25 protein-coding genes and 1 riboswitch are annotated in these 21935 nt (G+C 71.2%); of the genes, 14 read left to right on the top strand and 11 right to left on the bottom strand.

The features are described 5' to 3' along the window. The first annotated feature begins 199 nt into the window (after window positions 1-199). Window positions 200-439 carry a hypothetical protein gene (locus OHU89_RS09385; protein WP_046263397.1) on the top strand — a complete coding sequence of 80 codons (240 nt, stop codon included), beginning with the start codon at window positions 200-202 and terminating at the stop codon, window positions 437-439. A gap of 4 nt (window positions 440-443) precedes the next feature. After that, complete coding sequence (locus tag OHU89_RS09380) at window positions 444-818, top strand: fic family toxin-antitoxin system, toxin component (RefSeq protein ID WP_267017840.1); 375 nt, start codon at window positions 444-446, stop codon at window positions 816-818. Here the strand turns inward: OHU89_RS09380 and OHU89_RS09375 are convergent, their stop codons facing one another. Continuing rightward, complete coding sequence (locus OHU89_RS09375) at window positions 819-1502, bottom strand: class I SAM-dependent methyltransferase (protein ID WP_267017839.1); 684 nt, start codon at window positions 1500-1502, stop codon at window positions 819-821. It lies immediately after the preceding gene. Between the two features lie 73 nt (window positions 1503-1575). Then, complete coding sequence (locus OHU89_RS09370) at window positions 1576-2262, bottom strand: triacylglycerol lipase (protein ID WP_266895485.1); 687 nt, start codon at window positions 2260-2262, stop codon at window positions 1576-1578. Window positions 2263-2377: 115 nt separating this feature from the next. Here OHU89_RS09370 and OHU89_RS09365 point away from each other — a divergent pair, with 115 nt between their 5' ends. After that, window positions 2378-4747 carry a LuxR C-terminal-related transcriptional regulator gene (locus OHU89_RS09365; protein ID WP_405641621.1) on the top strand — a complete coding sequence of 790 codons (2370 nt, stop codon included), beginning with the start codon at window positions 2378-2380 and terminating at the stop codon, window positions 4745-4747. A 72-nt stretch (window positions 4748-4819) separates the two neighbouring features. On the opposite strand, the gene bioD is transcribed toward OHU89_RS09365, so the two are convergent. From bioD to bioB, 3 genes are read right to left on the bottom strand one after another with little or no spacing between them, the layout of a single operon-like run. Further along, window positions 4820-5536, bottom strand: a complete 717-nt coding sequence (bioD, locus tag OHU89_RS09360; RefSeq protein WP_405641619.1) for a dethiobiotin synthase — start codon at window positions 5534-5536, stop codon at window positions 4820-4822. Between the two features lies 1 nt (window position 5537). After that, complete coding sequence (locus OHU89_RS09355) at window positions 5538-6818, bottom strand: adenosylmethionine--8-amino-7-oxononanoate transaminase (protein WP_405641617.1); 1281 nt, start codon at window positions 6816-6818, stop codon at window positions 5538-5540. Continuing rightward, entirely contained in the window at window positions 6811-8037 is a 1227-nt protein-coding gene (bioB, locus tag OHU89_RS09350; RefSeq protein WP_266895495.1) for a biotin synthase BioB, read from the bottom strand. Before bioB ends, OHU89_RS09355 begins: the two co-directional genes overlap by 8 nt. A 147-nt stretch (window positions 8038-8184) precedes the next feature. On the opposite strand from bioB, the gene OHU89_RS09345 reads away from it, so the two are divergent. Beyond that, window positions 8185-9312 carry an 8-amino-7-oxononanoate synthase gene (locus OHU89_RS09345; RefSeq protein ID WP_405641615.1) on the top strand — a complete coding sequence of 376 codons (1128 nt, stop codon included), beginning with the start codon at window positions 8185-8187 and terminating at the stop codon, window positions 9310-9312. A gap of 36 nt (window positions 9313-9348) precedes the next feature. Here OHU89_RS09345 and OHU89_RS09340 read toward each other — a convergent pair whose 3' ends face one another. Together OHU89_RS09340 and OHU89_RS09335 are read right to left on the bottom strand one after the other, a co-directional pair. Continuing rightward, window positions 9349-9570, bottom strand: a complete 222-nt coding sequence (locus OHU89_RS09340) for a DUF397 domain-containing protein (protein ID WP_405641614.1) — start codon at window positions 9568-9570, stop codon at window positions 9349-9351. Between the two features lie 9 nt (window positions 9571-9579). Beyond that, window positions 9580-10449, bottom strand: a complete 870-nt coding sequence (locus OHU89_RS09335; RefSeq protein WP_405641612.1) for a helix-turn-helix domain-containing protein — start codon at window positions 10447-10449, stop codon at window positions 9580-9582. A gap of 212 nt (window positions 10450-10661) precedes the next feature. Here OHU89_RS09335 and OHU89_RS09330 point away from each other — a divergent pair, with 212 nt between their 5' ends. Then, window positions 10662-11120 carry an ATP-binding protein gene (locus OHU89_RS09330; RefSeq protein ID WP_365405791.1) on the top strand — a complete coding sequence of 153 codons (459 nt, stop codon included), beginning with the start codon at window positions 10662-10664 and terminating at the stop codon, window positions 11118-11120. A gap of 97 nt (window positions 11121-11217) precedes the next feature. Here the strand turns inward: OHU89_RS09330 and OHU89_RS09325 are convergent, their stop codons facing one another. From OHU89_RS09325 to OHU89_RS09315, 3 genes are all read right to left on the bottom strand, one after another. After that, entirely contained in the window at window positions 11218-11691 is a 474-nt protein-coding gene (locus OHU89_RS09325; protein WP_046262964.1) for a C40 family peptidase, read from the bottom strand. 3 nt (window positions 11692-11694) lie between these two features. Then, a riboswitch (cyclic di-AMP (ydaO/yuaA leader) is annotated at window positions 11695-11906 on the bottom strand. Window positions 11907-12244: 338 nt separating this feature from the next. After that, window positions 12245-12553 carry a hypothetical protein gene (locus OHU89_RS09320; protein ID WP_046262963.1) on the bottom strand — a complete coding sequence of 103 codons (309 nt, stop codon included), beginning with the start codon at window positions 12551-12553 and terminating at the stop codon, window positions 12245-12247. Between the two features lie 7 nt (window positions 12554-12560). Continuing rightward, window positions 12561-13196 carry an ATP-dependent Clp protease proteolytic subunit gene (locus OHU89_RS09315; RefSeq protein WP_405641610.1) on the bottom strand — a complete coding sequence of 212 codons (636 nt, stop codon included), beginning with the start codon at window positions 13194-13196 and terminating at the stop codon, window positions 12561-12563. Between the two features lie 63 nt (window positions 13197-13259). Between OHU89_RS09315 and OHU89_RS09310 the strand changes: the two genes are divergently transcribed. Beyond that, a complete protein-coding gene (locus OHU89_RS09310; RefSeq protein WP_405641608.1) occupies window positions 13260-13556 on the top strand; it encodes a type II toxin-antitoxin system Phd/YefM family antitoxin in 297 nt (98 codons plus the stop codon). Between the two features lie 58 nt (window positions 13557-13614). Here the strand turns inward: OHU89_RS09310 and OHU89_RS09305 are convergent, their stop codons facing one another. Further along, a complete protein-coding gene (locus OHU89_RS09305; protein WP_405641607.1) occupies window positions 13615-14619 on the bottom strand; it encodes an ABC transporter permease in 1005 nt (334 codons plus the stop codon). Window positions 14620-14736: 117 nt separating this feature from the next. On the opposite strand from OHU89_RS09305, the gene OHU89_RS09300 reads away from it, so the two are divergent. The 8 genes from OHU89_RS09300 to OHU89_RS09265 all read left to right on the top strand — a co-directional run bounded on the left by OHU89_RS09300 (window position 14737) and on the right by OHU89_RS09265 (window position 21927). Continuing rightward, window positions 14737-15384: a TetR/AcrR family transcriptional regulator gene (locus OHU89_RS09300; protein ID WP_405641605.1), complete on the top strand. Its 648-nt coding sequence runs from the start codon at window positions 14737-14739 to the stop codon at window positions 15382-15384. A gap of 111 nt (window positions 15385-15495) precedes the next feature. Further along, window positions 15496-15798: an urease subunit gamma gene (locus tag OHU89_RS09295; RefSeq protein WP_010355509.1), complete on the top strand. Its 303-nt coding sequence runs from the start codon at window positions 15496-15498 to the stop codon at window positions 15796-15798. Window positions 15799-15809: 11 nt separating this feature from the next. Continuing rightward, entirely contained in the window at window positions 15810-16121 is a 312-nt protein-coding gene (locus OHU89_RS09290; protein ID WP_405641602.1) for an urease subunit beta, read from the top strand. Next, window positions 16114-17835 carry an urease subunit alpha gene (locus OHU89_RS09285; protein ID WP_405641600.1) on the top strand — a complete coding sequence of 574 codons (1722 nt, stop codon included), beginning with the start codon at window positions 16114-16116 and terminating at the stop codon, window positions 17833-17835. Before OHU89_RS09290 ends, OHU89_RS09285 begins: the two co-directional genes overlap by 8 nt. Beyond that, window positions 17835-18509, top strand: coding sequence for an urease accessory protein UreF (locus OHU89_RS09280; protein ID WP_405641599.1), 675 nt, complete (start codon window positions 17835-17837; stop codon window positions 18507-18509). The genes OHU89_RS09285 and OHU89_RS09280 overlap by 1 nt, the downstream gene beginning before the upstream one ends. 273 nt (window positions 18510-18782) lie before the next feature. Beyond that, window positions 18783-19460: an urease accessory protein UreG gene (gene ureG / locus OHU89_RS09275; protein WP_362406298.1), complete on the top strand. Its 678-nt coding sequence runs from the start codon at window positions 18783-18785 to the stop codon at window positions 19458-19460. Further along, complete coding sequence (locus tag OHU89_RS09270) at window positions 19457-20212, top strand: urease accessory protein UreD (protein WP_405654396.1); 756 nt, start codon at window positions 19457-19459, stop codon at window positions 20210-20212. The genes ureG and OHU89_RS09270 overlap by 4 nt, the downstream gene beginning before the upstream one ends. 113 nt (window positions 20213-20325) lie before the next feature. After that, complete coding sequence (locus OHU89_RS09265) at window positions 20326-21927, top strand: alpha/beta hydrolase (RefSeq protein WP_361493147.1); 1602 nt, start codon at window positions 20326-20328, stop codon at window positions 21925-21927. Window positions 21928-21935: the final 8 nt, after the last annotated feature.

The following is a 21935-nucleotide window of genomic DNA, read 5'->3' as shown; positions in this document are numbered from 1 at the left end:
GCCTCCTCAAGGACATGCCGACTCCTCGGTCCCGGCCGAGGATAGTGTGATCCACCCCACATCCGAAATCCTCCTGGGGTGCCGGTCGCTCTCCATCGCAGGTCGGGTCCTTGATTTCCGTGTAAGGGGCATACTTAAGGGGTGGGCTCCGGCGGACGTGCCCTTGCCGTTGCTAGCGCTCCGGCGCTAGCGTCGAGGTATGGCGAAGACCCAGCTGAACGTACGAGTGGACGAGGGCACCGCCCGCGCCGCTCGCGAACGCGCCCTGGCCCGCGGGATGAGCGTCAACCGCTACATCGAAGAACTCGTCAAGCAGGACACCGGGGAGGTCGGCCACACCTTCGTGGAGGCCGCCGCCGACTTCATGAAGCAGTACGAGAACGTCTTCGCCGAGGAACTGGGCGGGGAACGCGAGGGCTCGCGCGAGGGTCGTCACTGAACCGTTGAGCCACCTCAGGATCGACCTCGCCTGGCTTCTCATGCTCGCCGACCAGAAGACCCCGGGAGACCCCCAGGTCACCGACTGGGGCGCCCTCGTCGCCGCCGTCGCGCGCCACGAGGCCGAGATCTTCGACGTCCCGGTCTACGACAGCCCGCACGCCCGGGCCGCCGCCCTGCTCCAACTCCTGATCCACGTCCCGGCGTTGGAGCGCTCCAACGCCCTGTTCGCCTCCGCCGTCGCCTACGCGTATCTCGTGGCGAGCGGCCTCAAGGTCGTCACCTCGCCCGAACAGGTCCGGGAACTGGCCCGACTGGTCAAGAGCGGTGAGGCGTCCGTGCACGACATCGCGCAGGAACTGCGCCAGTGGAGTCTGTGATCAGCTCTCGGCGGGGCGCCAAGCGGTGCCCAGCACGCAGTAGGAGGAGGGGAGCTTCGGCCCCTTCTCCGGCATCAACACCTGCCGATAGGGGCCGAGTTCGAAGCCGGCCTCCCGCAGGGCCGCGATCGGATCGCGGGACAGATGGCAGCCCCCGCTGAGGGGCGGCCACACGGTCCGGTCCAGGGTGCGCTGGGTGAGACGCATCGCCTGCCCGCCGCCCCGGCCGTGCTCGAAGAACCGCACGACACCGCCGGGCCGCAGCACCCGCCGTATCTCCGCCAGGGCCCGTGGCAGGTCCCGCACGCTGCACAGCACGAGCGAGACCACGACGGCGTCGAAGGCCTCGCTCTTGACCGGCAGCGCCTCCGCCGCACCCGGTACGACGTCGACGGGCACCCCGGAGCGCAGGGCGGCGTCCACCGCCAACCTGCGCAGCGTGCGTTCCGGTTCGATCGCCACGACCTCCGAGACCGTCCCCGGATAGTGGGCGAAGTTCAGCCCGTTGCCCGCGCCGATCTCGATGACCCGCCCGGACAGTCCGGCGAGCAGTCGTTCCCGCACGCCGGCCATGCCGACGCGGGTCTCGGCGGCGACGCTGACACGGGCGTAGTAGCGGGCGAAGAGCGGGTGGTGCACGGGATCGCGCGGCAGCTTGCCGGAACCGGCGGACCGTAGCGGCATGACGACCTCCCGGACGGGACAGGGTCTACCTCGATTGTCCCCCGGATACGCCCCGCGCACCCTCGCTCGCGCGCTACGCGACGAAGTTGCGCACCTGCTCGTACACGCCGTGGTCGTTGTTCATGTCGGTGTGCGAGACGCACCCGACCTCGACGTTGGTCGCACCGCTCAGGATCGCCGTGGTGTCCGGGGTGAGCGCGTCGTCGCAGTTCGACCAGTAGCTCGCGTACGAGACGCTGCCCGGAGTCTCGTCACCGGAGTTGAGCGAGGTCAGGAACGAACTGCCCGTGTACATCTGGGCACACGACGTGTACAGCCACGAGCACCAGGAGGCGGTCGTCGTGCCGTGGTTGACGCCCGCGGTCGACACGAAGTCGTCCACGTACGACGTCCCGCCGAGGTTCTTGAGGTAGTAGCGGGAGTTGAGCGCGCCCATGGAGTGGACGACCAGGTCGACCTTCGAGGCGCCGGTCTGGGAGAGCACGCTCTGGATCTTGGCGGACAGTTGCTGGGCGGTGGTGACGTTCGACTGCGTCCAGTCGTACGACCACGCGAACAACTCGGACGAGGAGTAGCCGTCGGCCTTGAAGTCGGCGATCCAGTCGTCCCAACTGCTCGCGTCACTGCTCAAGCCGTGGACGAAGACGATCGGATTGTGGGTCGCGGCCTGAGCGGGGGCCGCGGAGAGGGGGAGCGCCAGAAGGAGCGATGACACGACGGCCGAGACGGCCGCTGAAATGCGACGCTGGGAGCGTTGCATGATGCCTCCTGAAACGGGTGGGGTTGTCAGGAGTGTCAGGCGGGGTCTACGCGCGCCGCATCGGCGAACTCGCCGGTCTTTACGTGTCAATTAACTCGCCAGTAACGTCAAAGGTGTGCTGACTCCTGTAACCCCACCGCCCCTCGAGGGCACTTCGTCACCGCAGCTCGCGGAGGCGTGGCAGGACCTGGCCGCCGGGCTCCCGGAGGGCGTCCGGGTGCGGCTGCTGCATGCGGTGCACGGCGATCCGCGCGCGGCCGCCGAAGCCGTACGGCTGCTCGGCGCACGTCAGTCGGCGGGCCTGGACCCGCTGCCGGCGGAACCGGCGGAACTGGCCCCGGCGTTGCTGCGCGCACACCGTGCGCAGATCAGGAAGCTGCCGGACGACACCCGGCTGTTGCTGCTCCTGGCCGCGGCCGACCAGTACCCCGTCGCCACCCACGCCTTCCTGCGTGCCGTCGCCGCCGCCCGGCTCGACACCCGGCCCCTGGAGGCCGCCGAGGCGGCCGGGATCGCGCACGCCTCGGCGACCGGGGTCGTCTTCCGCGACACATGGACGAGGATCGCCGCGTACGAGTCGGGGTCCCCGGCGGACCGCCGCGATGTCCACCGGCTGCTGGCCCGGGTCCTGCGCACCGGTGGTGAAACGTCTCTGCGCTCCTGGCACCGCGGCGCGGGAGCGCTCGGTCCGAGCACCCGGCTGGCGGCGGAACTGGGAGCGGCCGCGACCAGGTCCCGCGACGCGGGCCGCCTCCAGCAGGCCCGCGCCCTCGCCGAACGCGCCGCCGCGCTGAGCCCCGGCCGCTCCGAACAGACCCTTCTGCTGGCCCGCGCGGCGGCGTACGCCTGGCAGGCCGGGGACGGGGACCGGGCCCGCAGGCTGGCCGCACCGGCCGACGGCGACGCGCTCACCGGGGTGCTCGCGCTGCGGGCCGGCAACGCGGCGGAGGCGTTCGACGCACTGCTGACGGCCGTGATGGCGGAAGAGGACGGGGGCGGCGGAGAGCCCGGGGCGCAGGAGACCATCCCCCGAGGCGCGGGGCATGTCACTCGCGCGGCGCCCTACCCGATGCCCGTGCGGACACCGGGCCGGCCGAACGTCCCGGCCTCGCCGTCCGCCGATCCTTCGGCCCTCTCGCCCGCACCGCGCCCCCGCATCGCGGTCCTCGACGTCCCCGACCCCGCCCTCCATCTCCTCGCCCGCGCCACCGAGGCCGCCATCTACACCGGTGACCTGCGCCGATGTCGGGACGCGGCCCTGGTCGCCCGGCGGATGGGGATCGTGCCGCCGGGCACGCTCGGCGGGCTCGCGGCGGCGTTCGAGGGGCGGTACGAGGACGCGCGGGACCTTCTCGCGGCGGCGGCCGGACGGTGCGGGCCCGGCGGCGACCCCACCCTCCTCGTCCACGCCGGCATCGCCGCACTCCTGCTCGGCGACCACACCCTCGCCGCCGCCGCGACCGTCCGCGCGGCCGCCTCGGCCCGGGTGCGCGGCGCGACGGTCGTCGTGGCGCAGGCCATGGAGTTCCGTGCCTACGCCGACTTCTGGACCGGACGCCCGCGCGCCGGAGAGGCCGCCGCGACGGACGCCCTCTGGCAGGCGTACGCCACCGGCCAGGACAACGGCGCCTGCCATCTGCAGGCCGCCCTCGCCATGTTCGCGGCGCTGACCGGCGACGCCGAGGTCTGCCGTGAACGCGCCGCCACCGCACGGTCGTACGCCCGCTCCCACGGCCTCGGCCTGCCCGCCGCCCTCGCCCAGTGGGCGCTCGCCTATCTCGACCTCAGCAGTGGCCGGTTCGCCGCCGCGGCGGCCCGGCTGCGCGCCCTCGCCGGCTTCGGCCCGGGCCACGGCCACCGGGCGATCCGCCACATGGCCACCCCGCACTACGTCGAGGCGGCCGTCCGCACCGACGACACCCGGGTCGCCCGTGCCGCCCACGCCGACTACCACCGCTGGGCGAGCGCCGTACGCAGCCCCGACGACCTGGCGCTCAGCGCCCGCTGCCGCGCCCTGCTCGCACCCGGCGCCGAAGCGATCGAGCACTACCGCACCGCACTCGACCTCCACGCCCGTGGCACCCGCGACTTCGAACGCGCCCGCACCGAGCTGCTGTTCGGCAGCGCACTGCGCCGACTGCGCCACCGCACGGAGGCCCGCGACCGCCTGCACAGCGCCCTGGAGGCCTTCGAGCACTTCGGCTCCCCGCACTGCGCCGCCCAGGCCCGCACCGAACTCCGCGCCCTCGGCGCCCCCGCGACCCCCGCGCCGGGCGCCCCGGACGACCCCACCGTCCGCCTCACGGCCCAGCAGCTCATGGTCGCCCGCATGGCCGCCGAGGGCGCCACCAACCGCGAGATCGCCACCCGCCTCGCCCTGAGCCCGCGCACCATCGACCACCATCTGCGGGGTGTGTTCACGCGGTTGGGGATCCGGTCGCGGATCGAGCTGGTGCGGTTGCTGGGCGAAGGGGAGGGGCGGTGACGACGGAGGGACCGGCGGCGATGCGGGAGTCGACGCAGAAAGCCGGACCCCGCTGACGCCGACCGCATCCGGTCAGTCGGCCGCGTGCTCCCGGAGCACCTGCGCGTCCCACACCCCGTCCAGCCGCGGCGCCAGCCAACTCGGCGCCGTCGCACGGAAGTCGGCGGGGGCCAGCGACCCCGCGCCCACGGGCAGCGCGCCGAGCAGCGGCGCCCCCGACACCTCCGGCAGATCCGCCACGTTGCAACGCGACGCCAGATCAGGGGAGTCGGGCCAGCTGCCGATCAGGACACCGAGGAAGTCCAGGTGCCGGGCGCGGAGTTCACGGGCCGTCAGTTCCGTCGTGTTCAGGGTGCCCAGGCCCGCCGACGCCACCACGAGTACCGGCGCCCGCAGCAGTTCCGCCGCGTCCGCCAGTGTGCCGCCCTGCTCGTCGAACCGTACGAGCAGTCCGCCGGCCCCCTCGACCAGCACCAGGTCGTGCTCGGTGGCCAGCTTGGCGGCGGCCTCGGCGACCTCCCGCGGGTGCACCGGCGGGAGCCCGGCCCGCCGGGCCGCCGTCGCGGGGGCCAACGGCTCCGGGTAGCGGGCGACTTCGGCGGTCGTCACCGGCCCGGCCAGCCGCGCGACCTCCTGCGCGTCCCCGGGCTCGTCCGGCCGTACGCCGGTCTGGGCCGCCTTGAGCACGGCCACGGACCGCCCTGCCGCCACCGCGGCGGCAGCGATCGCGGCGGTGGCGACGGTCTTGCCGACCTCCGTGCCCGTACCCGTGATCACCAGTACCGACATGTCATCCTTCCCGGGCCGCCGCGCACACCGCGCGCGCGATCCGTGCCACATCCGCGTCCCCCGTGACATACGGGGGCATCGTGTAGACCAGGTCGCGGAACGGCCGCAGCCACACGCCCTCGCGCACCGCCGCCTCCGTGGCGGCCTTCATGTCCACCGGGTGGTCGAGCTGGACCACGCCGATCGCCCCGAGGACCCGTACGTCCCGCACCCCCGGCAGCTCCCGGGCCGGCGCCAGCCCCTCCCGCAGGCCCGCCTCGATCCGCTTGACCTCGGCGAGCCAGTCCTGGCCGAGCAGCAGCTCGATCGAGGCACAGGCCACGGCCGCGGCGAGCGGATTGCCCATGAACGTGGGGCCGTGCGCGAGCACCGGGACCTCGCCCTGCGAGATGCCGTCGGCCACCTTCGATGTGCACAGCGTCGCCGCCATCGTCAGATAGCCGCCGGTCAGCGCCTTGCCCACGCACATCACATCCGGCGTCACCGCCGCGTGCTCCGCCGCGAACAGCGCGCCCGTACGCCCGAAGCCGGTCGCGATCTCGTCGAACACCAGCAGTACGTCGTGCGCGTCGCACGCCTCCCGCAGCACCCGCAGATACGCGGGGGAGTGGAACCGCATCCCGCCCGCGCCCTGCACGACGGGCTCCACGATCACCGCGGCCAGCTCGTCGGCATGCCGTGCGATCGCCGAGCGAAGCTCCTCGGCGTACGACTCCTCGTACTCGACCGGCGGAGGCCCCACGAACACCTGGCGCTGGAGCACGCCGGTCCACAGCTCGTGCATCCCGCCCTCGGGATCGCACACCGACATCGGCTGCCAGGTGTCGCCGTGATAGCCGCCGCGCCAGGTCAGCAGCCGTTGCTTGCCGGGGCGGCCCAGCGACCGCCAGTACTGCAGGCACATCTTCACCGCGACCTCGACCGACACCGATCCGGAGTCGGCGAGGAAGACATGCTCCAGACCGTCGGGCGACATGTCGACAAGGAGCTTCGTGAGCCGTACGGCGGGCTCATGGGTGAGCCCGCCGAACATCACATGACTCATGCGCCCCAGCTGCTCGCGCGCGGCCTCGTTGAGCACCGGGTGGTTGTAGCCGTGGATGGCCGACCACCAGGACGACATGCCGTCGACGAGTTCGTCCAAGCCGTCCGCCATGCGCAGCCGCACCCCGCTCGCCGACTCCACGACGAGCGGCTCGGCGCGGCCGGGCATCGGGCCGTACGGATGCCAGACATGCCGCCGGTCGAGCTCCAACAGCTCGGACACGGGCAGCTCAGGCATTGGGCGCGAGATCCGTTCCGGCACCACGACGGCGTACGGCGACCAGGTCCGTACGGGGCTCACTCACCGCAGGCTCGCTCACGGTCGGCTCGGGAGCCGAACCGCAGACGGAGCCGCACCCGGCACTCTCGTGGGAGCCGCACCCGGCGCCCTCGTGCGATCCGCAGCCCGCGCTCTCGTGCGATCCGCACCCGCCCGCGGCGGCGGCCACGTCCGCCCGGTGCTGCGGCAGCGTCACCTCGCCCGCGCCCTCCACCTCGAACCCGGCGTCCGCGATCATGTCCAGGTCGGCCTTGCCGGCCTGGCCCTCGCTGGTGAGGTAGTCGCCGAGGAAGATCGAGTTGGCCAGGTTCAGCGCGAGGGGCTGCATGCTGCGCAGATGGACCTCGCGGCCGCCCGCGATGCGCACCTCGACGTCCGGGCAGACGAACCGGACCATCGCCAGGATGCGCAGACAGCGCTGCGGGGTGAGGTTCCACTCCTTGGCCAGCGGGGTGCCCTCGAAGGGGATCAGGAAGTTGACCGGCACCGAGTCCGGGTCCAGTTCGCGCAGCGAGAAGACCACGTCGATCAGGTCCTCGTCCGACTCGCCCATACCGGCGATGAGACCCGAGCACGCCGACAGACCGGCCGCGTGCGCCTTCTGCACGGTGTCCACGCGGTCGGCGTAGGTGTGCGTGGTCGTGATCTCGCCGTACGTCGCCTCGGACGTGTTCAGGTTGTGGTTGTAGGCGTCGGCGCCCGCGTCGCGCAGCCGCTCGGCCTGGCCGTCGGAGAGCAGACCGAGGCAGGCGCACACCTCGACGTCCTCGTTCTGGTCCTTGATCGCCTTGATGGTGTCGGAGACCCGGTCCACGTCCCGGTCCGTCGGCCCGCGGCCGCTCGCCACCAGACAGACCCGCTTGGCGCCGCCCGCGAGTCCGGCCGCGGCGGCCTTGGAGGCCTCGTCCGGTTTGAGCCAGGTGTACTTCAGGATCCCGGCCTTCGAGCCGAGGCGCTGTGAGCAGTAGGAGCAGTCCTCGGGACACAAGCCGGACTTGAGGTTGACGAGGTAATTCAGTTTCACCCGTCGGCCGAACCAGTGGCGGCGCACCTTTCCGGCCGCGGCCACCACATCGAGCAGGTCGTCGTCGGAGGTGGCGAGGACGGAAAGTGCTTCCTCGCGGGTCGGCAGCTCGCGCCGAAGCCCTTTGTCCACCAGCGTGTTCAGCAGGTCCATGAAAACTGATCCTGTCCTAAGGAGCCGTCTCGGGCCAAGGAGAGTTCGCACAACAGAGGCCATTCACTGTGTGGGTATTGCCACACAGTGGGTGGCTGCTCATCCCATTAGTGTCTGTTCGCTGCCTACAAAACCTTCGGAGGACCCATGGCGTTCGGCTGGATCGACGAGCAGGCGCTGCTGCGCCGTCGCGCCGGACTCGTACGCACCCTCAGGCCCCGCCCCGCCGACTCGCCGCTCCTGGACCTGGCGAGCAACGACTACCTGGGGCTGGCCCGCCACCCCGAGGTCACCGAAGGCGCCGCGCGGGCAGCTCGGACCTGGGGCGGAGGCTCGACCGGATCCCGACTCGTCACCGGCACCACCGAGCTCCACAGTCAGCTGGAACTCGAGCTGGCCGAATACTGCGGTTTCGAGGCGGCCCTCGTCTTCTCCTCCGGCTATGCGGCCAACCTCGCCGCGGTCACCGCACTGGCTCCGCACGGCTCGCTGATCGTCTCCGACGCCGGCAACCACGCCTCACTGATCGACGGCTGCCGGCTGGCCCGCGGCACGACACAGGTCGTCGGCCATGCCGATCCCGAGGCCGTGCACAAGGCACTCCAGACGCACGAGGGCCCCGCGGTCGTCGTGTCCGACACCGTCTTCTCGGTGGACGGCGACGCCGCACCCCTGGCCGGGCTCGCCGAGGCATGCCGGGAGCACGGCGCGGGACTGCTGGTCGACGACGCCCACGGCCTCGGTGTGCTCGGCGACGGTGGCCGCGGCGCCCCGCACGCGGTGGGACTCGCGGGCGCCGACGACGTCGTCGTGACGGTCACGCTGTCCAAGTCGCTCGGCAGCCAGGGCGGCGCCGTCCTCGGCCCCGCCCGGGTGATCGACCACCTGGTCAACGCGGCCCGGACCTTCATCTTCGACACCGGACTCGCCCCCGCCGCGGCGGGAGCGGCCCTCGCGGCATTGCACCTGCTGCGCCGCGAGCCCGCGCGCGCGACGCGGGCCCGCGAGGTGGCCGCCGAACTGCACGCACGGCTGACCGCCGCGGGTCACGAGGCGGTACGCCCGGACGCCGCGGTCGTCTCCGTGCGCGCGCCGTCCCCGGAGGAGGCCGTGCAGTGGGCGGCGGACTGCCGTACCGCGGGTCTGGCCGTGGGCTGCTTCCGTCCCCCTTCCGTGCCCGACGGCATCTCACGGCTCAGGCTGACCGCCCGCGCGGACCTCTCCGAGGCGCAGATCGAACGCGCTGTACGTGTGATCGGTGAGACACGACCATGAGTCGGCGTGACACGGCCGTGCCCGGGGCGGAAGGGATCAGAACGCGGCCGTGAACTCCGCCCAGCTCCCGGGGGAGAAGAGCAGCGCGGGTCCGGACGGGTTCTTGGAGTCGCGCACGGCGAGCAGCCCGGTCCCTGGACCGGTGTGCGGCCGAGCCGTCTCGACACAGTTGTTGGCTCCTGTGCTGTAGCTGCTGCGCAGCCACCGCACAGTGTGCAGATCAGTACTGGAAAGTACGTTCCGAGGCATTGCGGACATGGTGCCTCCTTACGCGCCGTCACCTATCCCGGCGATGTAATCCAACGAGTCCTCGGGCGAAAGGGCGTGGATCTGAAGAGCGTTGAAGGCCTCGGTATAGGCCTGGAGGTCTTCTTTCCGCTCGAGGTAGAGGCTACTCGTCAAGTGGTCGAGAACAACCACGTCCAGATCAGATGTGTTCGAAAATGAGAAGATTACGAAAGGCCCTGTGATGCCGATGTGGGCTCCTGCGGCGAACGGCAGCACCTGAATCCGGACTTGGGGCAGCTGGGCCGCCTCCATGAGCCGCCGCAGTTGTCGCGCCATGACGTCGGGCCCGCCGATGTCCCGGCGCAGTACCGCCTCGTCCAGCACCGCGCTCAGCTTCAGCGGCGGCTCCGCCCGCAGCACGTCCTGCCTGGCCAGCCGGACCTCCACCAGCGCGTCGAGCCGCTCGTCCGGCTCCGTGCCGAGCCCGTTCACCGCGGCCCGGGTCACCGCACGCGCGTACTCGGGCGTCTGCAACAGCCCGGGCACCACGGAGGTCTCCAGCGTGCGCATCGCGCCGGCCTGGGACTCCAGACTGATGAAGTCGCGATACGTCGGTGGCAGTACCCCGCGGTACTGGTGCCACCAGTGGTGCCGTCCGCCGCCCTCGTCGGAGCCCGCCAACACCAGGAGCAACTCCCGCAGTTGGGTATCGTGCACCGCGTAGGCGTCCAGCAGTAACCGCACGTCGGCCGGTTTCACGCCGCTGGCGCCGGTCTCGATCCGGCTCACCTTCGACTGGTGCCAGCCCACCAGCCGGGCCGCCTCACCACTGGTGAGCCCCGCACTGGTGCGCAACGCACGAAGTTCGGCGCCCAGTTTCCGGCGGCGTACCGCGGGACCGTGCTGCATGGGCTACTCCTTACTCCTTCCGGGCCACCCAAATACGGTCTTCCGTCGGAGAGTTCACCGCTTCGAGCGACAGATATATGCATATCTTGGTGGATCGGCACCGTGACCGGCCGGGTAATGGCAGTCTGGCGATGAAGCACCAGTCCGGGACCGTACTCGAACCATCCGCTCCGTGTCGGACTGCGGTCCCGTGGGAAAGGGACGACGTCGCCATGGCAGACCATCTGGAAGCATCCGTCACTCTGCCGAGCGATCCCGCCTCGGTCTCCACGGCCCGCACCTATGTCATCGCCACGCTGGCGGAATGGGGTCTGCCGGCGGACACGGAGGCAGCCGAGACGATCCGGCTCATCGTCTCCGAACTCGCCACCAACGCCGTGCAGCACACTTTCGGGCAGTCACCCACCTTCACGGTGGACATCCAGCTCGACCGTGACGAACAACTGCGCATCGGGGTCACCGACAGCCATCCGCGGTTCCCGAAGCGGCTGCCGGCCGCCGTCCAGCAGGACAACGGCCGTGGCATGGTCATCATTCGCTGGCTGACCGCGGAGTGCGGCGGCAAGCTGAGAGTCCGGCCCACCCGTGAGGGCGGCAAGACCGTCTCCATCGAACTCCCGTGGACGGTACCGGCCGAGCCGGTCTCCGCGGCGGGGCAGCAGGAGCCGTAGAGAGGCGCCTCCGAAGTCGGAGGCGCCTCTCAGGGCGTCACGGCCGGACCCGCGAGGGTGACGGCAGGTCAGGTCGCCATCACCCGCACGGGGTGGGTCACTTGACCCGGCCGTACCAGACGCTCTTGGTCCAGATCTTCTGCAGCTTCACGACCTCCCCGCTCTTCGGGGAGTGCCAGATCTTCCCCTTCCCGGCATAGATGCCGACGTGGTACACGCTGGAGCCGGAGTGGAAGAACACGAGGTCTCCGGACTTGCGGTTCCCCGCGGAGATGTGGCGGGTCTTGTTGTACTGCTGGGCCGCCGTACGAGGCAGGCTTTTGCCCGCCTTCTTGAACGAGTACAGCGTGAGCCCGGAGCAGTCGAACCGGTGCGGCCCCGCGGCGCCCCACTTGTAAGGGGAGCCCTTTTTGGAGGCAGCGACCTGGAGTGCCTTCGTCGCCGGTGTCGCGGCCTCGGCGTCGGATGCGACGCCCGGGACCACGAGAGAGCCGCCCACTGCGGCGATGGTGAGAGCCGAGGCCGTACCGGCCCGGGCCATCAGCGACGGGACACGATTGAGCGCAGACATGCGCAACCCTTCGTCAGCCGCCTGTGAAGGATGACCTGTCGGATTCGGGCTGGCGAAGTTGCCCGGCCGCGTACTGCGGCTTCACCCCAAGGGCTGCTCGGAACGGCTGTTGACGGCCGATCCGGCGACCCGTCGTGCCTGGGTCCTCCACTCCTGCCGATCCACTCCTGTCGACCGGTCATCCGGACGGCGGCAGGACTCGGCGTCCGCCCGGATCGCCCCGCCGCTGCGGCGGGGTCTTGTCGTCAGAAAGGGATCTTCACGTACTCCACGCCGAAAAACCCAATGGAATCGGGGATTTGTGGCGTTACTCACCACTCACCCGTTCGGGTGGACACTCGTCTGTTCGAGGGAGCGTCGACAGGGTCGAGGACCCCCGGACCAGCGACGGAGGTACTCATTCCGGAGTCGGGCTACGCGCGTTGCGCAACCTTGGCGGCCCTGTCAAAGGAGAGGTGTCTACTCCAAACGGGGGTACGCCGTTTGGTCCGTTTGAACGCCGGTCCGGACGCCTCGCCACGCGGTCGGGCGCGCCGGGCCGGTTGCCGTCACGTCAACTGTCGGAGTGCGGCGGCACCGTGACCCGGGCCGTGCGCCGCTCGCCGTCGAGCACCCGCAGCGCCCGCGCCAGGGTCATGGCGTGCACCTCGGTCTCGCCGCGCTGATGCATGGTCGCCAGCGCGTCGCGCAGCTCGGCGGCCTTCGCCACCAGCGCCTGGGCGGCCCGCAGTCCGCGGTAGGTGTCACCGTGGTGCGCCGGGTTGATACGGCCGAGCAGGTCGACGGCCTCGAGATAACGGTCGATCAACTCGCCCTCGGCGCGCGTCAGGGCGGGCAGCGGCGGAAGCTCCGGTGGCAGCATCGCTTGCTCACCGGGCGCCGGGCGCGGTGAGCGACGCCTTGCGGCTGGGGATGATCTGGTCCACCAGGCCGTACTCCACGGCTCCTTGCGCGTCCAGGATCTTGTCCCGCTCGATGTCCGCGGTGACTTGCTCGTGGGTGCGTCCGGTGTGCCGTACGAGCATCTCCTCCAGGCGGGACCGGATGCGCCCCAACTCCTCCGCCTGGATGGCCAGGTCGCTGGCCTGCCCCTCCACCGGCTGGGGCAGGGACGGCTGGTGGATCACCACGCGTGCGCCGGGCAGGGCGAACCGCCTGCCCGGGGTGCCCGCCGCCAGCAGCACCGCGGCGGACGAGCCGGCCTGCCCCAGGCAGATCGTCTCCACGTCGCAGGTGACGAACTGCATCGTGTCGTAGATCGCCGACATCGCGCTGAACGAGCCGCCGGGGGAGTTGATGTAGAGGGAGATGTCCCGGTCCGGATCCTGGTACTCGAGGTGCATGAACTGGGCCATCACATCGTTCGCCGACGTGTCGTCGACCTGTGTCCCGAGAAAGACGATCCGCTCCTCCAGGAGCTTCGAGTACGGGTCCATCGTCTTCGAGCCGGAGCTCGTGCGCTCCGTGAACTCGGGCAGCACATAGCGGGCGGACGGTCGGGTCATGAGGCACCCCTCCTTCGTGTCTGTAAAAAATGTACAGGATGTACGTGACGCTAGAATGGGGTCATGGCCTACGAGATTCCGGTGACGCAAGCCAGAGCTGAACTCGCCGACCTGATCAACCGCGTGGTGTACGGCGGTGAGCGCGTCGTCGTGACCCGCCACGGCAAGCCCCTCGTCGCCCTTGTCTCCGCCGCTGACCTGGAACGACTGGAGCTGCTCGCGGAGCCCGTCGGGCCGGCCGAGCTCGCCGAGGAGCAGGTGATCACCGCGGTCTCCGCCGTCCGGGAGGTCGCGTCCGCTCCCCGCGAACAGCAGCGCTTCGGCATCACGGCGCACCACCGGGGGACCGGGGCCTCCTGAGGCACGGAAAAGACCGTGCACCCACAGGGGTGCACGGTCATGGTCGCGGGGCGGTCCGTCAGCCGACCGGCGCGAGCTCTCGCTCCGACACCAGGGGCTCGACGCTCTTCTTTCGGTCCTTGAGCGCGCTTCCGAGCAGGACCGCGCCGAGGCCGAGCGCCGCCCACCAGGCCAGGGTCAGCGCGGGGCCCGTCGCTGCCGCGCCGTCGAGGTACGCCACCGAGCGGGTCAGGGTCGCGCTGGCGCCCGGCGGCAGCCACTGGCCGATCATGCCGGCCGGCTCGGGCAGCATCTGCGGCGCCGAGGCCGCGCCGGACCACGGGTTGCCGAACAGCATGACCACGCCGGCGACGATGCCCACGCCGGCGGTGCCGAACAGGGCGGCGAGACCTGCGACGGCGCCGCACACGGCCAGCGCCGCCAGTGCGAACACCCCGGCCTCCGCCCACCAGTCGCCCGCGATCACTCCGAGCCAGCTGTCCGCGACACCGGCGGCGGCCACGCCGACCAGCGCGGAGGTGCCGACCAGGACGATCACGGCACGCGCCCCGCGCAGCCCGCTGAAGGTCACCACCCCGCCCGCCGCCATACCGGCCAGGGCCAGCGGCAGCACGCTCGCGGTGAGGGCGGCGCCGCGCGGGTCCGCGGCCGGGGCGGCCACGACGTCGACCGTCCTGACCTGTGTGCCGTCGGCGGCGGCCTGCTCCGCCACCGCCTGCTGGAGCAGCTGGGCGACGACCGGGCTCGCGGCCGAGGCGGTCAGCAGCCGGGGACCGTCGGCGGTGACGACGACCGCCCCGTATACGGTCCGGTCCTCGATGGCGTCCCGGGCCGCGGCCTCGTCCTTGTAGTGGTGGAGCTCGAACGCTCCGTCGTGCTGTGCCAGTTGCTTCTCCACCTGGGCGGTCGCGGCGGCGGGCCCGGCCACGCCGAGCGGCAGGTCGCGGGGCGCGGTGCGGGCGGCGGGCCAGGCGAAGGCCCACAGGGCGAGCGCCGCGATGACCGGGACGAGGAGGGCGACCGCGATCATGCGGCGGGCGTTCCCGGTGGGGGCGGTGGACATGGCGTGTTCCTTCCGAGCGGAATTCAAAAAGAAGGATCGTTCGTTTTAGTTGTGTCACCACCGTCCTGCCGTCGCCGCCTCTTGTCAAGAAGGAACGTTCGTTTTAAGTTGGGGACCATGGCCCGCGTATCCCAGGAACACCTCGACGCCCGTCGCCGGCAGATCCTCGACGGCGCCGCGGTCTGCTTCGCCCGCAACGGCTTCCACGCCACGTCCATGCAGGACGTGCTGAAGGAGGTCGACCTGTCGGCCGGAGCGGTGTACCGCTACTTCAGCGGCAAGGAGGAGCTGATCGCCGCGGTCGTCGGAGAGGTGCTCGACTCGGTCCGCACGGCCTTCGAGGAGGCGTCGCACCAGAGCCCGCCCCCGCCGCCGGATGACCTCATCACCCTGGTCATGGGCCGGACCCTGGCCGCCCGGGAGAACCTGACCGTCGACGGCGAGCCCGCCTTCCCGCGGCTCGTCATCCAGGTGTGGGGGGAAACGCTGCGCAACAAGGAACTGGCGGTCGTGCTGCACGACGGATACGCCGGGGTGCGTCAGGCCTGGACGCGGATCGTCGAGGGCTACCAGGACGCCGGGATGATGAGAGCCGACGTACCGTCGGACCACGTGGCCCGCACGATGATCGCGGTCGCGGTCGGATTCCTCGCCCAGCAGTCCCTCTTCGGGCCCGCCCCGGTCGAGGTCCTCCGCGACGGTCTACGGGCGTTGATGAGCATGCCGGACCCGCGCACCGCAACCGGTGGATCACAGCTCGGTTAACTTGCTTGAAATGCGGTCCAACTAGCCTGCCGCCACGCCACCAGGGACTTTGCCCCGGGGCTGAGGCAACCGGACCCCGCACGGTCCGGAGCGAGGACTGTGAGGTGGGACGTGCAACTGACCCCGCACGAGCAAGAGAGGCTGCTCATCCACGTGGCGGCCGACGTGGCCGAGAAGCGCCGGGCCCGGGGGCTCAAGCTCAACCACCCCGAGGCGGTCGCCCTCATCACGTCGCACATCCTCGAAGGCGCCCGTGACGGCCGTACGGTCGCCGAACTGATGGCCTCCGGACGCAAGCTGCTCACCCGGGACGACGTCATGGAGGGCATCCCCGAGATGATCCACGACGTCCAGGTCGAGGCGACCTTCCCGGACGGCACCAAGCTCGTCACCGTCCACGACCCGATCGTCTGACGGGGGCTGCCGTGATTCCCGGAGAGATCCTTTTCGCCGAGGGCCCGATCGTCTACAACGAGGGCCGTGAGGTCACCCGCCTCACCGTCCTCAACGCCGCCGACCGGCCCGTCCAGGTCGGCTCCCACTACCACTTCGCCGAGGCCAACCCCGGCCTGGAGTTCGACCGTGCCGCCGCGCGCGGCATGCGGCTGAACGTCGCCGCCGGCACCGCCGTGCGCTTCGAGCCCGGGATCCCCGTCGACGTCGAACTCGTCCTGCTCGCCGGCGCCCGGATCGTGCCCGGACTGCGCGGGGAGACCGGAGGTGCCCTCGATGCCTGAGATCTCGCGTGCCGCGTACGCCGACCTGTTCGGCCCGACGACCGGCGACCGCATCCGGCTCGCCGACACCGACCTGATCGTCGAGATCGAGGAGGACCGTTCCGGCGGACCCGGACTCGCCGGTGACGAGGCGGTGTTCGGCGGTGGCAAGGTCATCCGTGAGTCCATGGGGCAGTCGCGTGCTACGCGCGCAGACGGCACCCCGGACACCGTCATCACGGGCGCGGTGATCATCGACCACTGGGGGATCGTCAAGGCCGACGTCGGCATCCGCGACGGCCGGATCACCGCGATCGGCAAGGCCGGCAACCCGGACACGATGGACGGCGTCCACCCCGACCTGGTCCTCGGCCCCGAGACCGAGATCATCGCGGGCAACGGGCGGATCCTCACCGCCGGCGCGGTCGACGCGCACGTCCACTTCATCTGCCCGCAGATCGCCGACGAGGCGCTGTCCGCCGGTGTCACCACGCTCGTCGGCGGCGGCACCGGACCCGCCGAGGGTTCGAAGGCGACCACCGTCACCCCCGGCCCCTGGCACCTCGCCCGCATGATGGAGGCGATGGAGCAGTACCCCCTCAACATCGGCTTCCTCGGCAAGGGCAACACCGTCTCGCACGAGGCGATGCTCTCCCAGATCCGCGGCGGAGCACTGGGGCTGAAGCTCCACGAGGACTGGGGCTCGACCCCGGCCGTCATCGACGCCTCGCTGACGGTGGCGGACCGGACGGGTGTCCAGGTCGCCATCCACACGGACACCCTCAACGAGGCCGGATTCGTCGGCGACACGCTCGCCGCGATCGCCGGACGCGGCATCCACGCCTACCACACCGAGGGTGCGGGCGGCGGGCACGCGCCGGACATCATGACCGTCGTCTCCGAGCCGCACGTCCTGCCCAGCTCGACCAACCCGACGCGGCCCTTCACCGTCAACACCGCCGAGGAACACCTCGACATGCTGATGGTCTGCCACCACCTCAACCCGGCGGTACCGGAGGACCTGGCCTTCGCCGAGTCCCGGATCCGGCCGACGACGATCGGCGCGGAGGACATCCTCCACGACCTCGGCGCGATCTCGATCATCTCGTCCGACGCCCAGGCCATGGGCCGCGTCGGCGAGGTCATCATGCGGACCTGGCAGACCGCCCACGTCATGAAGCGCAAGCGGGGCGCGCTGCCCGGGGACGGCCGCGCGGACAACCACCGGGTGCGCCGGTACGTCGCCAAGTACACGATCAACCCGGCGATCGCGCAGGGCCTGGCCCGGGAGGTCGGGTCGGTGGAGACCGGCAAGCTCGCCGACCTCGTGCTGTGGGAGCCCGCGTTCTTCGGGGTCAAGCCGCATCTGGTCGTCAAGGGCGGGCAGATCGCCTATGCGCAGATGGGCGACGCCAACGCGTCGATCCCCACCCCCCAGCCGATCCTGCCGCGGCCGATGTTCGGCGCGATCGGGCGTGCGCCGGCCTCCAACTCGTTCAACTTCGTCGCCCCGCTGGCGATCGAGGACGGGCTGCCGGAGCGGCTTCAGCTCGGGAAGCGGTTCGTGGCGATCGAGTCGACGCGCGGGGTCACCAAGGCGGACATGCGCGAGAACGACGCGCGGCCTCGGGTGCAGGTCGATCCCGACAGCTTCGCCGTGCACATCGACGGGGAGCTGGTCGAGGCCACGCCCGCCGCCGAACTGCCCATGGCCCAGCGTTACTTCCTGTTCTGATGTCCAGGGGAGCACTTCTCGTCCTGGCCGACGGCCGCTTTCCCGCCGGGGGGCATGCGCACTCCGGCGGGGCCGAGGCGGCCGTCAAGGCCGGGCGGATCACCGGGGCGGCGAGCCTGGAGGCGTTCTGCCAGGGGCGGCTGCAGACGGCGGGGCTGGTCTCCGCGTCGCTGGCTGCTGCGGCCGTACTGGGAGTGGATCCCGTGGAGTTGGACGCGGCCGCGGATGCCCGTACGCCGTCGCCCGCGCTGCGGGTTGCCGCGCGGAAGCTGGGGCGGCAGTTGATGCGGGCCGCGCGGGCCACCTGGCCGTCGAATGAACTCGACGCCCTGGCACGGGAGTTCCCCAAGGGGGCGCACCAGCCCGTGGTGTTGGGTGTCACGGCTCGGGCGGCCGGGCTCGATGCGGTCGACGCGGCCTACTGCGCGGCGTACGAGAGTGTGAGTGGGCCGGCTTCGGCGACGGTGCGGTTGCTGAGTCTCGATCCGTTCGACGCCACGGGGGTGCTGGCCCGGTTGGCGCCGGAGCTGGACCGTGTCGCGGATCAGGCGGTGGAGGCCGGTCGCAGGGCGCGGGATGAGGGTGTGGGTGCCTTGCCCGCGGCTTCCGCGCCGTTGCTGGAGATCTCGGCGGAGTTGCATGCGGCTTGGCCGGTGCGGCTGTTCGCGTCGTAGGGGTTTGGTTTGATCGCCCCCGCCGCCCTTACCCGTTCCCATCCCCAGGGGCGCTGCCCCTTCGACCCCGCTGCCCCTTCGACCCCGCCGGGGCTCCGCCCCAGACCCCGATCGGCCCTGAAGGGGCCTCGTCCTCAAACGCCGGACGGGCTGAATTGCCCAGACCCGCCGCTGACCTGTGAAACGCGTCCAGGTCACCCACCCAGGGGCGCGGGGAACTGCCTGACCAGCCCCCACGAACCCGCACCCGACCACTACGTGTAGGAGCCGTACATGCACCTCGACCACCACCACGACGGCCCCGCCGCCCTCAGCGCGGACGCGCACCGTCCCGACGGCTCGCGGCGTGCTCTGCGTATCGGGCTCGGTGGGCCCGTCGGATCGGGCAAGACCGCCACCGTCGCCGCGCTCTGCCGTGCCCTGCGTGACGAGTTGTCCCTCGCGGTCGTCACCAATGACATCTACACGCGCGAGGACGCCGAGTTCCTGCTGCGTGAGGCCGTGCTGCCGCCCGAGCGGATCACCGCCGTGGAGACGGGCGCCTGTCCGCACACCGCGATCCGGGACGACATCTCGGCGAACCTCGAAGCGGTGGAGGATCTGGAGGACGAGATCGGGCCGTTGGATCTCGTGCTGGTCGAGAGCGGTGGCGACAACCTCACCGCGACCTTCTCCAAGGGGCTCGTGGACGCACAGATCTTCGTGATCGACGTCGCCGGCGGGGACGACATCCCGCGCAAGGGCGGCCCTGGTGTGACCACCGCCGATCTCCTCATCGTCAACAAGACCGACCTCGCCCCCTACGTCGGCTCGGATCTCGCGCGGATGGCGGCGGACGCGAAGGCGCAGCGGGCCGAACTGCCGGTCGTCTTCCAGTCGCTCAGGAGCGAGGCCGGGGTGGCGGACGTCGCCGCGTGGGTGCGTGCGCGGCTGGCCGCGTGGACCGCATGACGGCGGGCGTGAAGGCCACCGCGCGGATCGGGGCGCGGGACGACGGACGCGGCGGTACGTCGCTGCCGGTGCTGGAGGGCGACGGGCCGCTGGCGTTGCGGCGGACCCGGGGGAGTGCCGACGAGGCACGGGTCATGCTCGTCGGTGCGATGAGCGGGCCGCTCGGTGGGGATCACTTCACCGTCGAGGCCGATGTGGCGGACGGGGCCCGGCTGCGGGTCGGGTCGGCCGCCGCCACCATCGCACTGCCGGGACAGGCCAAGGGGGAGGCCCGGTACGACGTACGGCTCACCGTCGCCGACCGGGGCGAACTGCACTGGCTGCCGGAGCAGTTGATCTCCGCGCAGGGCAGCGAGCTGTACGTCACCACACGGGCCGACGTGGCGGCGACCGGGCGGCTCGTCCTGCGTGAGGAGCAGGTTTTGGGGAGGGCCGCCGAGCAACCCGGCCGGCTCACCAGCCGTCTCACCCTGTGTGTGGCCGGGCGTACCGTCCTCGACCAGGAGTTGGCCTGCGGGCCCGGGGCGCCGGCCGGCTGGGACGGTCCCGCCCTGCTGGCGGGTCATCGGGCCGTGGGGCAACTGATCGTCGTACGGCCGGAGTTCGCCGTGGAGCCGGTCGCCGCGCGCGTGCTCGGGGACGGTGCCGTGGTCGTGCCGCTCGCCGGGCCGGCCGTTCTGGTGAGCGCAGTGGCGCCGGACGCGCTGAGGCTGCGCAGGCTTTTGGACGAGGCGCTGGCCTCGCTCGGGTAGCGAACGCCCCTCTCCGTTTATCGGATTGGTAAAGAAGAGGCGGCCACCCCTGTTCTCAGGCAACGCACAGCCGCGAGGATCCCCTTGTCATCAACGACATAGGGGAGTTCCAGTTGAGGCACCACAGATCGACAAGGCGGGCCGCGGCGTTCGGCTCGGCCGGAGTGCTGGTCACGGCGACCCTGATAGCGGGGGCCGTCACGGCACCCACCGCCAGCGCGAGTGCGGCCGGCCGCCACGGCCAGGACCGTGAGGCGCGTGGCGCCGCCATCGCCGCCGCCCGCGCCGAGAAGGCCGGGATCGACTGGCAGGACTGTCCCGCCGACTGGGGGCTCGAGAAGCCGATCCAGTGCGGCTGGGTCAGCGTGCCGCTGGACTACGCGAAGCCGGGCGGCAAGCAGATCAAGCTCGCCGTCGACCGGATCGGCAACACCGGGACCAAGGCCGAGCGCCAGGGCGCGCTCATCTACAACCCGGGCGGTCCCGGCGGCTCCGGCCTGCGCTTCCCGCGCCGGGTCACCACCAAGGCCCCGGTGTGGGTCAACACGTCCAAGGCGTACGACTTCGTGGGCTTCGACCCGCGAGGCGTGGGCCATTCGGCGCCGATCTCCTGCATCGACCCGCAGGAGTTCGTGAAGGCGCCCAAGGCGGACCCGGTGCCCGGCTCCGAGGCCGACAAGCTCGCCCAGCGCAAGCTCGCCCGTGAGTACGCGGAGGGCTGTGCCGAGCGCAGCGGCGAGATGCTGCCGCACATGACCACGCCGAACACCGCGCGCGACCTGGACGTCATCCGCGCCGCGCTCGGCGAGAAGAAGCTCAACTACCTCGGCGTCTCTTACGGCACGTACCTCGGCGCCGTCTACGGCACGCTGTTCCCGGGCCACGTCCGCCGCATGGTCGTCGACAGCGTCGTCAGCCCGTCGCGGGAGAAGATCTGGTACGAGGCCAACCTCGACCAGGACGTCGCCTTCGAGATGCGCTGGAAGGACTGGCAGGACTGGGTCGCCGCCAACGACGCCGCCTTCCACCTCGGCACCACCCGTGCCGAAGTCCAGGCGAAGTGGCTGGAGTTGCGTGCCACGGCCAAGAAAAGCCCCATCGGTGGCGTCGTCGGCCCCGCCGAGCTGATCGGCTTCTTCCAGAGCGCCCCGTACTACGACTCCGCGTGGGTCTCGACGGCCACCGTGCTCAGCAAGTACTTCGCCGGTGACACCCAGGCGGTCGTCGACGCGGCCGCGCCCGACCTGTCGGACACCGCGGGCAACGCCACCTCGGAGAACGGCAACGCCGTCTACACGGCCGTCGAGTGCACCGACGCCAAGTGGCCCACCAGCTGGAAGAAGTGGGACCGCGACAACACCCGGCTGCACAAGGACTACCCGTTCCTCACCTGGGCCAACGCCTGGATGAACCTGCCCTGCGCGACCTGGCCGGTCAAGCAGCAGACCCCGGTGGACGTCAGGACCGGCAAGGGACTGCCCGGTGTGCTGATCGTCCAGTCCGAGCGTGACGCGGCGACCCCGTACGGCGGTGCGGTCGAGCTGCACAAGCGGTTCAAGGGCTCCCGCCTGATCACCGAGAAGAACGCCGGCTCCCACGGCGTGACCAGCCTGGTCAACCCGTGCATCAACGAGCGGGTGGACTCCTACCTGCTCAGCGGCAAGCTGGACGCCTCCGACGTCACGTGCGGACCGCACGCGACGCCGAAGCCGTAACACCCGAG

The sequence above is a fragment of the Streptomyces sp. NBC_00019 genome (assembly GCF_045041015.1).
In the GTDB taxonomy this organism is placed as follows: Bacteria; Actinomycetota; Actinomycetes; order Streptomycetales; family Streptomycetaceae; genus Streptomyces.
This window is presented reverse-complemented; position numbering and strand designations above follow the sequence as displayed.